Source organism: Lactobacillus delbrueckii subsp. bulgaricus (genome assembly GCF_046938665.1).
Classification (GTDB): domain Bacteria; phylum Bacillota; class Bacilli; order Lactobacillales; family Lactobacillaceae; genus Lactobacillus; species Lactobacillus delbrueckii_C.
In genome coordinates, this window is the sequence record NZ_JBKZCD010000034.1 from 1 (window position 1) to 15,077 (window position 15,077).

13 protein-coding genes and 1 pseudogene are annotated in these 15,077 nt (G+C 49.1%); 3 read left to right on the forward strand and 11 right to left on the reverse strand.

The window, feature by feature from the left end; translation table 11 throughout:
• Window positions 1–41: 41 nt before the first annotated feature.
• Window positions 42–1,070, reverse strand: coding sequence for a glycoside hydrolase family 18 protein (locus ACLUXO_RS09535; RefSeq protein ID WP_412137356.1), 1,029 nt, complete (start codon window positions 1,068–1,070; stop codon window positions 42–44).
• 54 nt (window positions 1,071–1,124) lie between these two features.
• Between ACLUXO_RS09535 and ACLUXO_RS09540 the strand changes: the two genes are divergently transcribed.
• Window positions 1,125–1,781 (forward strand): NUDIX hydrolase, encoded by a 657-nt coding sequence (locus tag ACLUXO_RS09540; RefSeq protein ID WP_412137357.1) that lies wholly within the window; start codon window positions 1,125–1,127, stop codon window positions 1,779–1,781.
• A 335-nt stretch (window positions 1,782–2,116) separates the two neighbouring features.
• On the opposite strand, the pseudogene ACLUXO_RS09545 reads toward ACLUXO_RS09540, so the two are convergent.
• A pseudogene (locus tag ACLUXO_RS09545) lies at window positions 2,117–2,317 on the reverse strand (P-loop NTPase family protein); the annotation flags it as partial.
• A gap of 498 nt (window positions 2,318–2,815) precedes the next feature.
• On the opposite strand from ACLUXO_RS09545, the gene bsh reads away from it, so the two are divergent.
• Window positions 2,816–3,790 (forward strand): choloylglycine hydrolase, encoded by a 975-nt coding sequence (gene bsh / locus ACLUXO_RS09550; protein WP_412137358.1) that lies wholly within the window; start codon window positions 2,816–2,818, stop codon window positions 3,788–3,790.
• Between the two features lie 81 nt (window positions 3,791–3,871).
• On the opposite strand, the gene ACLUXO_RS09555 is transcribed toward bsh, so the two are convergent.
• The 7 genes from ACLUXO_RS09555 to ACLUXO_RS09585 form a co-directional block, all read right to left on the reverse strand.
• Complete coding sequence (locus ACLUXO_RS09555; RefSeq protein WP_412137359.1) at window positions 3,872–5,530, reverse strand: sensor histidine kinase; 1,659 nt, start codon at window positions 5,528–5,530, stop codon at window positions 3,872–3,874.
• Window positions 5,530–6,207, reverse strand: a complete 678-nt coding sequence (locus ACLUXO_RS09560) for a response regulator transcription factor (protein ID WP_412137360.1) — start codon at window positions 6,205–6,207, stop codon at window positions 5,530–5,532. Before ACLUXO_RS09560 ends, ACLUXO_RS09555 begins: the two co-directional genes overlap by 1 nt.
• Window positions 6,208–6,293: 86 nt before the next feature.
• Entirely contained in the window at window positions 6,294–6,932 is a 639-nt protein-coding gene (phoU, locus tag ACLUXO_RS09565) for a phosphate signaling complex protein PhoU (protein ID WP_412137361.1), read from the reverse strand.
• An 18-nt stretch (window positions 6,933–6,950) separates the two neighbouring features.
• Window positions 6,951–7,709, reverse strand: coding sequence for a phosphate ABC transporter ATP-binding protein PstB (pstB, locus tag ACLUXO_RS09570; RefSeq protein ID WP_412137362.1), 759 nt, complete (start codon window positions 7,707–7,709; stop codon window positions 6,951–6,953).
• Window positions 7,709–8,584 (reverse strand): phosphate ABC transporter permease PstA, encoded by an 876-nt coding sequence (pstA, locus tag ACLUXO_RS09575; RefSeq protein WP_412137363.1) that lies wholly within the window; start codon window positions 8,582–8,584, stop codon window positions 7,709–7,711. Before pstA ends, pstB begins: the two co-directional genes overlap by 1 nt.
• A gap of 2 nt (window positions 8,585–8,586) precedes the next feature.
• Window positions 8,587–9,495: a phosphate ABC transporter permease subunit PstC gene (gene pstC, locus ACLUXO_RS09580; protein ID WP_412137364.1), complete on the reverse strand. Its 909-nt coding sequence runs from the start codon at window positions 9,493–9,495 to the stop codon at window positions 8,587–8,589.
• Between the two features lie 19 nt (window positions 9,496–9,514).
• The gene (locus tag ACLUXO_RS09585; RefSeq protein ID WP_412137365.1) at window positions 9,515–10,399 is read right to left on the reverse strand and encodes a phosphate ABC transporter substrate-binding protein; all 885 of its coding nucleotides are present in this window, start codon (window positions 10,397–10,399) and stop codon (window positions 9,515–9,517) included.
• A gap of 357 nt (window positions 10,400–10,756) precedes the next feature.
• On the opposite strand from ACLUXO_RS09585, the gene ACLUXO_RS09590 reads away from it, so the two are divergent.
• Window positions 10,757–12,718, forward strand: a complete 1,962-nt coding sequence (locus ACLUXO_RS09590; RefSeq protein WP_412137366.1) for an EAL domain-containing protein — start codon at window positions 10,757–10,759, stop codon at window positions 12,716–12,718.
• A gap of 50 nt (window positions 12,719–12,768) precedes the next feature.
• On the opposite strand, the gene ACLUXO_RS09595 is transcribed toward ACLUXO_RS09590, so the two are convergent.
• Both ACLUXO_RS09595 and ACLUXO_RS09600 read right to left on the reverse strand, forming a co-directional pair.
• Window positions 12,769–13,011 (reverse strand): hypothetical protein, encoded by a 243-nt coding sequence (locus ACLUXO_RS09595; protein ID WP_412137367.1) that lies wholly within the window; start codon window positions 13,009–13,011, stop codon window positions 12,769–12,771.
• 90 nt (window positions 13,012–13,101) lie between these two features.
• Window positions 13,102–14,715: a peptide ABC transporter substrate-binding protein gene (locus tag ACLUXO_RS09600; RefSeq protein ID WP_412137368.1), complete on the reverse strand. Its 1,614-nt coding sequence runs from the start codon at window positions 14,713–14,715 to the stop codon at window positions 13,102–13,104.
• Window positions 14,716–15,077: the final 362 nt, after the last annotated feature.

Consider the following 15,077-nt stretch of genomic DNA (forward strand, 5'->3'; position numbering starts at 1 on the left):
ACTAGCTGATTTTTCAGCTAGTTTTTCTTTGCTATTTGCCTTTATTCCATCCGCCAAATACTGATACCAACCTTTTTCCCGCTGGCCTTGTCCAGGGTCTTGGCCCAGAGCTGCAGGGTGGTTTGGTCTGCATACCAGACGGTGTGGCTGCCATATTTGAAGTAAAGGGCACCGCTCTTTTTATCACGGACAGCCTTGGCCTTGTATTTCTTCTTGATCTTCAGTGCTTCAGGCCCAGTTACGGAAGTCACTTCATCCCCGTTAAAGTCAAAGCCCCCATTTGATAAGGCATAAGAAATCTTGCCCAAGCTGGAGAAGTCCTTGACCGTCTTCTTCAAGAACTTGTAATCTGCCTTGGGCCCGGGATTTGTCCCATAACCATAAAGGTTGTAGCACATTACGACATATTCCGGTCCCTTGGGGAAGTTGATCTTGCTTACCGGCGTTGACGGCTCAAGGACGATCCGTAAGTCCAGACCTGCCTTCTTAGTGCGGGCATAGAGGGCTTTTTCAAAAACTATGAACTTCTTCCAAAGGCTGAGATTGTCCCGGATCTGTTCATAGTCGATTTCCACCCCGGTAAAATTGTACTTTTTGGCCAGAGCCACGACTTCCTTGGCATGCTTGTCCGCCTTTGACTTGCTGGCCAGGAGGGTCTCCAAAAGGTCGGTGCTCTTGTCCGCCGTCCGGGTGTCGTTGACCACGGTCATGTAGCGCTTGATCTTGCTGGTTTTAGCCGTAGTCCGCATTTCCTTGTCCAGCTTCTTGCTGCCATCTGCTAAAAAAAGTTCGTAGTTCTTGTTTTCATCGTAAAAAGCCGCGAAGGTCCCGACGGCATCGATGTTCTGGCTTTCCTTTTGAATGGTCTGCCAGGGCTTGTCCACGTCCCAGTAGACCGTCCAGGCAAACAAATCCCGGCCCTGGCTGAGTTTTGCCAAATCCCCGCTTGCCTTCTTGCTGGTCTTGGTCTCAGTTTTCGGCTTAGCCGACTTGGCCTTTTGCCCCTGGCTGCATCCCCCGACTAACAGGCCCAGGGCCACAATACTCAAAAATTTGCTGATTTTCCTCATGACTGCTCCATTCTTATCGTACAATAAAAGTGATACAAGGAGGACTGACACTAAATGCAAGAACCTAAAATTTCACCTGACCAGAGCAAAACCCTGGCCGCTACCAAATATGTCAAACTCTACGACCTGGCTTATGAAAACGGGGTCCACTACTATGATGCTTCAAGGCGGGACAAGGACCAGCTCTTTGCCTTCAAGCAGGACCCAGAGCTGGGAAGCACCCTGCCCGATGCCGTCTGCGCGGTCATCATCGTTAAGGAAACCGGTCAAGAAGACAAGCTCCTGCTTTTTTACGAGTACCGGTACCCGGCTGGCAGCTACTTACTCGGTATCCCGGCAGGCTTGATTGACCCGGCTGACCTGGCCAGCCCGGACCCAATCAAAACAGCTATGATCCGTGAAATCAAGGAAGAAACCGGACTCAGCATCGGCGAAAAGGACACGGTTGAAGTCATCAGCCCCCTGGTCTTCACGGCTTCCGGCTTCAGCGACGAAAGCAACGCCATTGTCAAAGCCGTCATCCACGTTGATGACTTGTCTGCCCTTAACCACAAAGGGGCTGAAGGCACCGAAGTTTTTGGCGACTTCAAATTAGTTGACAAGGAAGAGGCCCGCCGCCTGCTCAAGGAAGGCAGAGACGACTACGGCCACTACCTGCCCCTGGTTGCCTGGGCAGCCCTATGCTACTTTGTCAGTGACCTCTGGAAATAATTGTAGCAATCCTTTGTTACATAGACATTACAAGACAAAAGCCGCGGCAGAAAATGCCGTGGCTTTTTAGTGCAGTTGTATTTTTGAGAAGAGTTTATCAATAAGTAAGCTATGCCGTCAAGCCCAAGTATGCCGTGGCAATGATGCCAAGTACAATAAAAGCAATAATGCTCCAGTAGGTCAATTTGGGCTTGTCCGGCTTGCAAAAGACGTACCGTGCCATCCTTTTCCGCCCCCCTTTAGTTATTAGAATAAGCTAAAGAAGTAAAATCAAGTAAAAGGCTATCATTAAATTAATGTAAATTCTAAAGCAGGACGGTCGCTTTTGCAAATTATTAGACCGGCAGCAAGCTGACTCTTTCTTTGGCGACGGCCTCAATAAAGGCCTGGTCATGGTCGACTAAAAGCATGGCCGGCTGCTCTTTTGCCAGCAGCTTGATCAGCTGGTCCTGGTTGAAGAGGTCCAGGTAGTTGGCCGGCTCATCCCAAAGATAGAGGCTGGCTTCTTCAGTCAGGGACTTGGCCAGGGCCAGTTTCCAGCTGGAATCCAGGTCCAAAGAGAGGTTGGTAAAAATTGCTTCTGCCTGGCTGGGGTAAGTGTAGGAAAGGTGCGTAATCTGAATTGCTGTCATAATTTATACCTCGAAAAGAAAAAAGAGAGTCTGCACCCCTGCAATGGACAGACTCTCCGCGGCAAAAGCAGCGTCAATCTTGCAAAAGTGCATAGTAACCCCCTTGACCGCGCAGCAAATAAAGCTGCTTGAATCATGATGGTTGCCTATGAAAAATGCAAGATTACAGACGCACCGCTTTCGCCTCCTTTTCGCGTAATTATTTGCCTTGTATACTAGCATAATTTACAAAGAGTAAGCAAGCCTTTTTTACTAAAAGTTTTGCTAATATTCTTATTCTAAGGCTTCTTATTTTATTTTCTATTTGTTTTATTATATTTTTCTCTACTAAAATTTAAGTTATTTTGCTTTCCTTTTTCCAGAAAAAGTTCTACAATGACTTTGACAGGAGGTATTTATATCATGTGTACAGCAATTACTTTCGCAACTGACGACCACTACTTTGGCCGTAATTTAGACCTGGACTTTTCTTACAATGAAACAGTCACCATCACTCCAAGAAACTATGTTTTCCCAATGCGGAAAGTGCCGGACTTAAACAGCCACTACGCCATCATCGGGATGGCAACGGTTGTCGGCGACTACCCGCTTTACTATGATGCCGTTAACGAAAAGGGCCTGGGCATGGCCGGCTTGAACTTCCCGGGCAATGCCCACTACTTCCCGGACCAGGAAGGCAAGAACAACATTACTTCCTTTGAATTCGTCCCATACATTCTGGGGACCTGCAAGAACGTGGCTGAAGCTAAGGAAGCCTTGAAGAAGATCAGCATCTCAGCTGAAGACTTTTCCAAGGACTTCCCAACCAGCACCCTGCACTGGATCATCGCCGACAAGGACTCCAGCATCGTGGTTGAATCAATGGAAGACGGCCTGCATGTTTACGACAACCCAGTCGGCGTCATGACCAACAACCCGCCATTCCCAATTATGAAGTTTGCCTTGAACGACTACTACGCCCTGTCAGCCCACCGCTTGGACCACAAGTTTGCTGACGGCGTTGAATTGACTGAATACTCCCGCGGTATGAGCAGCTTAGGCCTGCCAGGCGACCTGTCCAGCAAGTCCCGCTTCGTCCGCTGCGTCTTCACCAAGTACAACAGCCTCTGCGACAAGGATGAAGCCAGCTCAGTCAACCAGTTCTTCAAGATCCTGGGCTCAGTTGAACAAGTCAAGGGCCTGTGTGAAGTTACCCCGGGTGAATACGAGTACACCATCTACTCATCCTGCATGAACCAGGAAAAGGGAATCTACTACTACACCACCTACGGCAACCCGGAAGTTCACGCCGTTGACATGCACAAGACTGACTTGGACGGCAAGGAACTGACCAGCTACAAGCTGCAAAAGGACCTGCAATTCCACTTCGACAACTAGTGCAATAACAGAAATTAGCCAATATACAGCAAAACCAGTTCACTGTTTAAAGTGAACTGGTTTTCATTTGTCATTTTTACTTTATTTGCTATTATCATCTGCTCCTGCTGGTAAGGCCGGGAAAATAACCGTGAAGGTTGCCCCCTTGCCTAATTCGCTTTCCAGGCGGATGGTCCCGTGGCACTGCTGAACAGCATGCTTGACAATGGACAGGCCCAGGCCAGTGCCCCCGGTCTTGCGACTGTGGCTCTTATCCACCCGGTAGAAGCGTTCAAAAATCCGGTTCTGGGCTTCTTGGGGAATCCCGATGCCGGTATCCGCCACCTGCAGGATCGCCTGGCCCCGCTGCTCTTTGACCGTAATCTTGGTCTTGCCCTTTTCCTTGTTGTAGCGGATGCTGTTATCAATCAAGTTGTAGGCAATTTCGTAAACCAGGCGGAAGTTGGCCAGGATCATGGTGTCTGACAAATCAGTCTCCAGCTTGATTCCATGCCGGTCAGCTGAACTCTGCAGGGCTTCCAGGGCCTCGGTCACCGGACTCTTCAAGTTCAGCTTGATTTCTTCAAAGCGCTGGTTTTCATCCAGGTGGGACAAACGGATGATGTCATCAATCAAGGTCAAAAGCTGGGCAGAAGACTCGTGGATCTTCTTGTAAAAGCCGTCCCGGTCCTCTTCTTTAACCAGGTGGTTTTCCAAAAGCTCAGCTGACCCCATGATGGACTGCAGGGGGGTCTTAAGTTCATGCGACACATTGGCCGTAAATTCCCGCCGGACCTGCTCTTCATGGTACTCTTCCGTCACGTCGACCACCAAGATCGAAGTCCCCTTCAAAATCTTGCGGCTGGTAATCGGACTGGCACTGATTTGAATATTGCGGCCGTTTCTTTCCACAATCCCCTCAGCATGAGCCAAGCGGCTGTTTTTATCGATGATTTCCTTAACGTCATCTGGAAGAGGGTCAGTATCACGCAAGCCCAAAAGGGAGACAACCGCCGGGTTAGACAAGAGGATCTGGTCATCCAGGTCAATCAAGATCAAGCCTTCCTGCATGGCATCTGTCACCGTTTTTAATTCTTTTTCCCGGTGGTGGAGCTGCTCCATCTGGTCAGCGATCTGCTTGTTCTGGCTGTCCAGTCTGGTCAAAAGCGGCTTGATTTCATCATAGGCATTGCTTTCCAGGGGCTTATCCAGATCCATTTCATTCAGCGGCTTGACGATCGTTTGCGAGATTGTCTTGGCCAGGAACCAGGACACCAGGACCGCTAAAAGCATGATTAACAAAAGCGGCGACAAAAGTCTGACCAGCATCCGCCAGAAGGAGTTTCTGGTGATCGCGATGCGGATGACCCCGCCGTCATTGAGCCGCTCGGCATAATACATGGTGACGGTCGACAAGGTCGTGCTGTAGCGCTCGCTGGTTCCCGTCCCCTTTTTCATGGCTTCAGCGACTTCCTCGCGGCGGGAGTGGTTGCCCATCTTTTTGGCATTCTCTTCATTGTCATAGAGAACCTTGCCCTTGGAATTGATCCAAGTAATCCGGTAATTCTCCCCTTTTAAGTTCTTGAGGTACTTCTTGCCGCTGGTATTTACCCCGCTGGCTGCCAGGTCAGCCTGGGAAGCCAGGGCGGACATTTCTGTATGGTCGAAGTCAATGCTCAAGACAATCGCGCTTAAGATCACGGCAAAGAAGAGAACCAGAGAAGTCAGTAAAAAACTTGCCCGAAATATCTTCTTAAACATTAGTCTGCTTCATGGTAGCGATAACCGACCCCGCGCACCGTTTCGATATGCTTACCAGCCTCACCCAGCTTCTGCCTCAAGGTTCTCACGTGAACGTCTACCGTGCGCGTTTCCCCGTAAAAACCAGTCTCCCAGATCTGATCCATAATTTCTTCCCGGGAAAAGACAGTTCCCGGATGAGTAATCAAGAGCTTCAGGAGTCCGTATTCTTTCAATGTCAAATCGACTTGATGGCCGTTTTCGAAAACTTCATGCCGCTTCAAGAGAATCTTGATCCCGTCTTTTTCGATCTTGTCTTCTTTCTTGCGGTTGGTCCGGCGCAAAACGGCCTTGACCCGGGAAACCATTTCCATCATCCCAAATGGCTTGGTTAAATAGTCATCCGCCCCGGAATCCAGGTTCTTGACCTTGTCATATTCTGCCGTCTTAGCACTGGCGATAATCACCGGTAAGTCCTCGGTCGCGGAAGTAGACCTGAGCCGGTGGAGAATTTCGCTGCCGTCTTCATCAGGCAGCATCAAGTCCAAAATCACTAAATCCGGCCGGTTATTATCCAAGGCCTTAAAAAAAGATTGTCCATCTTCAAAGCCGCGGACCTTGAAGTTCATTGATTCCAGCGTGTACATTTCGATTTCGCGAATGCTTTCGTCGTCTTCCACGCACCAAATTTCAGTCATAAAAAAATCCCCTTTACCTTTCTTAAACTTAATTATAGTTTACGACCATAATCATTCACAAGACTGGTAAGGGGAATTTCATGGACTTATCTGCCTGCCTTGCCGGTAGTTACAAATAAGGACCATTTGGCAATATTGACGGCGTGATCGCCGATTTTTTCAAAGTACTTCGCGACCATCATCAAATTGATCAAATATTCCGGATTACCATCCTTGTTAAAGTTATCGATCAAAAATGCCTTCGCTTTGTCAAAGCTTTCGTCGACCTGGTCATCGCGGTCGATTACGGCCTTGGCCAGTTCTACATTCTGGTTGGCCAAAGCCGTTACCGCGTCGTTGACCATGCCAGTAGCAATTTGGGACATGCTCTTCAAGTTTAGCATGTCATTTGCGACTGAGAGGTGTTCGTTAAGGACCAGGTCGGCAATGTCCGCGCCAATTTCACCGATTCTTTCAAGGTCGTAGACCGCCTTCAAAGATGCACTGATTATCCGCAGGTCAGTGGCAACCGGCTGCTGCTCCATCAAAAGGCGCAGGCAGGTTTCTTCAATGTCACGCTCTGCCTTGTGAATCCGGTGGTGCAGGTTGATCGTGTCCTCTGCTTCATGGTAGTTGCCCGTAAACAGGGTATCGGTTGATTCAGAAATGGTCTCCTTGCAAAGCTGGCCGATTTCTTCCATGGCTGCTTGCAAGTGGTCCAATTCTCTATCAAATCTTGTTCTCATTTTTAGCCTCCTCTAGCCTTAACCGAACCGGCCGGTGATGTATTTTTCAGTTCTTTCATCCTTCGGCATGGAGAAGAGCTGGTCAGTTTCACCGAATTCAACCAGGTCACCCAAGAGGAAGAAGCCAGTCTTGTCAGAGATCCGCACGGCTTGCTGCATGTTGTGCGTAACGATGACGATCGTATAGTTCTTCTTCAGTTCCAAGGCTAATTCTTCAATTTTAGAGGTTGAAATCGGGTCCAGGGCACTGGTCGGTTCGTCCATCAACAATACCTCCGGCTTGACAGCCAGGGCCCGGGCGATGCAGAGCCTTTGCTGCTGGCCGCCAGACAGGCCCAGGGCTGACTTCTTCAGCCGGTCCTTCAAGTCATCCCAGATAGCCGCCTGCTTGAGGGAAGTTTCCACGATTTCGTCCAGTTCCTTCTTGTCGGTGATCCCATGAATCCGCGGACCGTAGGCAACATTGTCGTAAACGCTCATCGGGAAGGGATTTGGTCTTTGGAAGACCATGCCGACTCTTTGCCGTAGGACGGTCACATCCAAGTCACCGTTATAGATGTCAGTGCCGTCCAGCTTGATCGCGCCATCAATCCGGCAGCCTTCAACCAGGTCGTTCATTCTGTTAAGTGACCGCAAAAGAGTTGATTTCCCGCAGCCTGACGGTCCGATGAAGGCAGTGATTTCGTTCTTTTGGATGTGCATATTGATGTCATGCAAGGCATGAAAATCACTGTAGTACAGGTTCAGCTTTTCAATTGTAATTTTGTCTTCCATCATTAATTTCCTCCGTTATTGCGCTTGCGCATTCTGTCAGAGATACGGCGCGTAACCAAAGTGAAGAGCAGGGCCAAAACGACCAGGACTGCTGAAGTAAAGTTGGCGATCTGAGTGGCTGACGGGTTCAAGGCCCCTTCAGTTCTCATGACCCAGATGTGCAGGGACAGGGTTTCACCACTTCGGAACGGGTTCAGCGGTGAAGTTGGTGAGGTAACCTTCCAGAAGTTTTGCCAGTTGATGTAAGTTGACTGGCCGGAAGTATACAAAAGCGCAGCGGCTTCACCGAAGCCGCGCCCGGCAGCCATGATTACCCCGGTCAAGATCTGCGGCATGGCAGCCGGAATCAAGACCTTGCGGATGGTTTCTGACTTGGTCGCGCCCAGGCCCAGGGAACCTTCCTTGTATTCCACCGGCAAGGACCGGATGGCGTTGTTGGTTTCAGTAGTGATCAGAGGAATAGAAAGAATTGAAATCGTCAAGGCACCGGCCAGGATATTCCAGGACATCCCGGTCCACATGATGAAGGCCAAGTAGCCAAACAAGCCGATAACGATAGATGGCAGGGATGACAAGGATTCGATACTGATTTCAAATATTGTCAGGAACTTGCCTTCCTTGGCGTATTCAGCCAGGTAAACCCCGGCCCCGATACCGATTGGCACTGAGACCAGCAGTGAGAGGAAAACTAAGTAAATAGTGTTGAAAAACTGGTTAAAAATCCCGTTGCCGGCTGCGCCCAGGAAGTCCCACTGGAAGCCTTTCAAGCCGTCAAAGATAATTGTCAGCGTCAAGTAGAGCAGGAAGGCCAGCATAATCCAGCCGATGGCGTAGAAGATTCCCGTCATCAGCCGGTCTTTTCTTTTAGCACGGCTCATAATTATTTTTCCTTCTTTCCATTGCCAAGCTTGTGAATCAAGACGATCAAAACGATTGAGATGATGAAGAGTAAGAGGGCCATAGACCACAAAGCCAGGTTGTATTCCCCGCCCTGGGCCGTGTTACCCATGTCAGCCGCAATTGCACTGGTCAAGTTGCTGGTTGGTGACAAGAGGCTGGTTGCGAAAGACCGGGTCTTACCGATAACCATGGCTACGGCTAAAGCTTCACCGATGGCCCGGGCCAGCCCCAAGACCACCCCGGTCAAGATACCGCCGGAAGCGGCTGGCAAAACAACCTTGCCGATGACTTGCCAGCGGGTCGCCCCTAAACCGTAAGCCCCTTCTCTGTAGCTATTCGGGACTGACTTGATGGCGTCAGCGGCCACAGTAGTGATCGTTGGGAAAATCATGATGGCCAGAACGATTGAGGCGGCCAGAACTGAGAAACCGCCCATCTTTGGGTGGAAGGCGTTTCTGATCAATGGAACCAGCTTGGTCAAGCCAAACCAGCCGTAAACAACGGATGGGATGCTGACGTAGATTTCGGTTGCCGGCCGGAAGAACTTTTCACCGATTTTTGGTGAAATTTCCGTCATGAAAACGGCTGAGCCGATCGCGAACGGCAGGCAGATGAGCAAACCCAGCAAGCAGGTTTCCAGGGAGCCAACGATGTAAATGGCAGCCCCGACTTTTCCCCCGAACATGCCGGTCTTGTCAAGTGGTGCCCAGTCACTGGTAAACAGGAACTCCCAAACGCTGTGGTGCGCCTTAAGGAAGGTCTGGCTGCCTTGGTAGAGCAGGAAGGCCCCCATCAAAAGGGTCAAAGCAACGATCAAGAGGCCGCAGGCGATGTAGACCGCGCGCCAGCGCTTGTCTTTGGCAATTGCTTTTTGAACTACTTTGTCCATAATGCCTTATTTCTCCTTCTTACTTAGTATGGGTGGCTTTAGCGGCTGCCGTCAGCTTGGAGGCTACGCCGTAGCCCATGGCTTCGATCTTCTTGCCATATTCCTCGCTGAGCATCTGCTGCAAGAATGCCTTGGCCGCACCCTTTGGCTGGCCTTTAGTGTACATGTGCTCATAGCTCCAAACCGTATACTTGCCATTGTAGACATTCTTCAGACTTGGCTTAATACCGTTGATTGCCACGATGCCGACTTGCGGGTCACCAGTCAAGTAGGACAGGGAAACGTAGCCGATTGACCCGGAAACACTTTGAATCATTTGGATCAAAGTACCTGAGTCGTCAGTTTCCAGAGACTGGTTTGACTGGCTGGCGTGCTTCTTCAAAGCGTATTGTTCGAAAGTTGCCCGGGTACCTGATGAAGCTGGTCTGGAGACCAGGACGATCTGGCAGTCATTGCCGCCAACCTGCTTCCAGTTGGTCACCCTGCCAGTGAAGACCTTGATCAGCTGTTCAGTGGTCAGGTTCTTGACCCCGGCATCCTTGTTGATGATCGGGGCAATGGCGGTAATGGCAACTTGGTGGTCAACCAGCTTGCTGGCTGACTTCTTGTCCAGCTTTTCTTCCGCGAACAAGTCTGAGTCCCCGATGTCGATGGTGCCGTCAGAAACCTGCTGCAGGCCTTGGCCTGACCCACCCCCGTTAGTATTGATGACACTGTCCGGGTTCTTGTCCATGAAAGTCTTGGCCGCGGTCTGCGCTAAAGGCAGAAGGGCGGATGACCCGGCGATGTTAACTGTCCCGGAAACTCCCTTGGTATCAGCTTCGGAGCTGCCGATGACGCAGCCGGTGACGATTGCCAGCAAAACAAGTGCAACGATGGCGACTTTGTTTTTTTTGCGTGACATGTTAATTCCTCCTTGAATTCTTACTGATTCAATCTTAATGGAGGCAAGTTAAATGCATTCAGTGATGATTGTTAAATCAATGTAAAATGCTTAAAATTGTTTAAAGTAAGCCGATTTCTTAGCAGAATTGCAAAGTTTTCGCGAGGCCACACTTTACTTTTTCAGTTTATTTTGCTTAATTTACCTGTTTTTTACATTTGAAAAATATAGCGCTTTCACTATTTGCCCGGTCTGCTTTACGCTAATTTTACCTTACTGGAAAAAGACTAATTTAACATCCGCTTTAGACAGAAACATATGCTAAAATCTCTATATAAGCAATTCTGTTAATAAAGAGATCATTTCGAGGAAGGACACATGATAGCCTGGTTTACAACCTTTTATGCCCGCAACCACACTTTTCTCCTGCAGGCATTTTTTATTGCGTTAATTACTGATCAGTTATTTTTCAAAAAGGAAAGCATCCCCAAACGGATTGGCAAATGCCTGGGAGCCTTTCTGCTCTCTTTAAACACGTCCATGATCATGACCGTCTTCCTTTACCAGAAGCTAAGCCCCCTGCTTAGCCTTAATGCCTTAAGCGACTTTTTTCTGGCAACTGGATTGATCCTCTTGCCCCTGATCCCAGTCATTTTTCTTTATCAGCGCCTAATTAACAAGACGCCGTCCGTAGCCGTCTTCACTTACTGTCAATTTGTCATCGCCGCTGAAATTTCATCCCTTTTGGCCAATCAGAACTGGCAATGGGACTTTTTCACCATTATCTTAACCCTCTGCCTCTACTTTCTTTTTAAAAAAGAAATCCGCTACATCAGCCAGGAGCAGACCATCATCACGGAAGACAGCCGTTTCTTCTGGTCCACCATACTCTGCATGATCCTGGTTGTCGCCCAGGCGGAATTTCCCCGCATGTTCCTTGATGGCAGCAACTCGGCGGTCCCAACGCCAATCGCCTACGTGGTCAGCATTTTAGCTATTATTTCCTGCATCATGTACATTGTCTTCATGAAGTATAATATCTTCAGCGTTACCCGCTATGAAAGCTACTTGAAGAAATATGATGATGATCAGCTGACTGGGGCCAAAAGCCTCCACTATTTCATGGAGCATTACGAGGAAAGTCTCAAGCAGTTCGGCAAAAGCCAAAGTTTAAGTATTTTTTACAGCTCCCTGGTCAACCTGCATGATTACAACTTAACTAACGGCTACCAGGACGGCAGCAATCTCTTGAAATTTATCTGCCAGCAGCTGCAAGAGCAATTTCCGAAGTCAATAATTTCCCGCAATGGCGCCCACTTCATCGGCATTATTGAAAAGCAAGACGAAGACAATTTTTCCAAGATTATTAACGCAGTCGCGGCCCGCAGCACTGGTGAAACCTTGTTCTTCAAGGTTGGCTTAGCTCCCTTCAAGCCCAGCCGGCATCTTTTGCGCCGCCAGCGCAATACTGAGCTGCTGCATGGACTCGACCAGGCAGCCAGTGCCCTTAACTCAATCAAGCTGACAAATGCCTCTATCGGCTACTTTAATGACCAGCTGGCCAAGGCGGATGAAATCCGGGTCCATGTTCTGAGCAAGATCGACCAAGCCTGCCGCGACAACTGGCTCAAGATCTACTACCAGCCCTTGATCGACATCCAAACCATGAAGCTGGCTGAATGTGAAGCCCTGTCGCGCTGGATTGACCCCAAATACGGCTTCCTGTCTCCAGACAAGTTTATCCCTGCCCTGGAGGCCAACCGGGAAGTCTACAAGGTTGACTGCCACGTTTTAGAGGGCTATGGGCAAGACGCTGAGTTTTTACGAAAAAAGGAAAAAGAAATCTTCCCCATCAGCTTCAACATTTCCAGAACAGACCTGGAAGCCTGCGATATTTACCAAAAGATCGAAGACACCGTCGCCCGCTACGGGCTCAGCCGCGAGCAAGTTCATATTGAGATTACGGAAAGTGCCCTAAATGACAACAGCCAGGCCATGGTCGAAGCCGTCCAGCACTTCCATGACCTGGGCTACCAGGTCTGGATGGATGACTTTGGCAGCGGCTATTCCAGCTTGAACGTCTTAAAGGACTACCACTTTGACGTGATCAAGATCGACATGGTCTTCCTCAGGAAATTTGATGACCGGTCCAAGACGATCGTCCGCAATATCTGCCAGATGGCTAGAGAATTAGGGATTAGAACCGTCTGTGAAGGGGTTGAGACTCAGGAACAGTTTGACTTCCTTAAAGAAGCTGGCTGCAACCTGGCCCAGGGCTTCCTCTTCAGTCCGCCCGTTCCTTTAGACGAACTTTACCAAAAAATGGCACCTTATTTATAGGCAGAAAAAAACCGCTAGTCGCGTGACTAGCGGTTTTACTTTGGCAATTTCTACTTGCCAGCCGAACCAGCAAGCGCTACAAAGCAGATCAAGACAATGATCATCAAGAGCCAGAGTACAATCTGCCAGATCAAGGCCAGGGTAATCCAGCCTTGCATCTTCTCTAACTGTTCATCTTTCCGCTTGATAAAGAGGTAAATTGCCGGCACAATACCAAAAATCGGCCAGATGTAGGCGGCAACCAGCAGAATGATCAGCCAAACATTATAGACAAAAGAATTTGAGTCCTTCATTTTTTTGCTCCCCCCTCTTTGCAAAAAGCTATTAAATCTGCCTTCAGTTTAGCAAAACTATCCATTTTTGACAATCAATCTACTTCACTTTTACTGCAGGTAGGCGTATTCAAAGTTGTAGCTGCCGTTGTAGATCAAACCCTTGACCTTAGTGTTCAGCATCCAGGCACTGCCGGATTGAACCAGTGGCGTAACCCCCTGGTCAGTCTGCAAGATATTCTCTGCCTTGGCCAAAAGCTGCAGCCGCTGCTTAGATGAAGAAACAGTCTTGGACTTGGCAATCAGCTGGTCATATTGCTTGTTTGACCACTTGCCGGAGTTGTAGCCGTTAGTTGAGGTCATGCAGTCTAAGAATGAAATCGGGTCAGCGAAGTCAGCATTCCAGCCGCTGACGCAGGCTTCAAAATTGCCGCTGTCCATCTTGGCAAACTGGGACTTGGTCGGCAGGCTCTGCACCTTGACGGAGACTTGCTTGCCAAAAGTCGTTTCCAAGGCACTCTGGATGTATTCGCCAATCGCCTTTGAGCTGTCGTCATCAGCCGTCAGCAAAGTAAAGGATAATTTCTTCAGCTGCAAGTCCTTGAGGGCCTCCTTAAAGGTCTTCTGAGCCAATGTCTTGTGGTAGCTGGTGATTTGCTTGGTCGTCTTGTCCTGGGCCAGCTGAGTGAAGTCCTGCCCGTCCACCTTGGTCATATCAGCCGCGGTAAAGGTCGTCGCACCGGTAAAACCGCCGCCCAGGGTCTTGGCCAGGGCCTTCCGGTCCAAAGCCATGGAAACTGCTTGACGCAATTTTGTGCTCTTAAATTTAGCCAGCTTGGTGTTGAACTGCATGTAAGTCGTGCCGTTGTTCTTTCTGATCACGTAGCCGGCCTGCTTTTGCAAGTTCTTGGCTGCCTGGGCGCTCAAAATTGCCGTATCCAGCTTGCCGTCCTGGTAAAGGTTGTAGGCCGTTGACGGTGACTTTTCAACCATGAAGTTAATCTGGGAGAGTTTGACGGCTGACTTGTTCCAGTAGTTCTTGTTCTTGACCATCTTCCAGGACAGGTTGGCTCCGGTCCAGCCTTTTTGGACAAAGGGGCCGTTGAAGACCGTGGTCTTAGAAGAAGTACCGAACTTGCTGCCATATTTTTCAACTGCAGTTTGGTTTTCCGGGAAAAAGACCGGGAAGGCCAGCAAGAGCTTGAAATAAGGCAGCTTGTGGTCTAATTTAACCTGCAGCTTATACTTGCCAAGAGCTTTGACGCCCAGGCTGGCCGGGGCTTTTTTGCCTGCCACGATCGCGTCCGCGTTCTTAATGCCGGAGAAGATATAGCTGTATTGAGACGCGGTCTTGGGATTAACCGTCCGCTGCCAAGAGTAGACAAAGTCTTTAGCAGTAACTGCCTGCCCGTTGGACCACTTGCCGTCTTTCCGTAAAGCAAAAGTCCAGGTCAGACCGTCCTTGCTTTGGGCAGCCTTAGTCGCCAGGGCTTCCTTGGCCTGGTTGTCCTTGTCTAATTGATACAGGCCTTCCATGGTGTTTTCCATCTGGGTGAAAGAAGTCGTATCCGTCGCCTTAGACGGGTCCATAGTGATGATTTCTGCCGATGTCATCCAGTTCAATACCTGCTTCTCACTTGCCCCCTTGCTTTGCCCGCAAGCCGTCAAAAGTGCCCCAGAAAACAAAACAGCAGCACCAGCCAATAAAGATTTTCCCTTGTTCATTCCAATACCTCGCATAAACAATTAACAGTTTCCAGTTAACGATGCCATTGGCGCGAACAGAAAAATCTTACAGCCGTGCTGCTTACAGATTATTCAAAAATTTTGCTTAAGAGCAAAAGCATGACAAATATCGGCTCGCCTTACCAACGACACCGCCAAGCCTGCAAGTATTTACTCTAGCTTGAGTCATGCTCTTTGCTCCTTTCTAATTAAAATCGTTCTTCCTAATATGCTTACTATACTAGCACACTTTCACCTTTATGCAAGCCTTTTAGGTAATAAGAGGATAAAAGCAGCTTTTTTCATTACTTTCCTGCAAATGAAAGCAAAAAAAGAGCGGCTCCTCAGAGTCGCTCTAAATT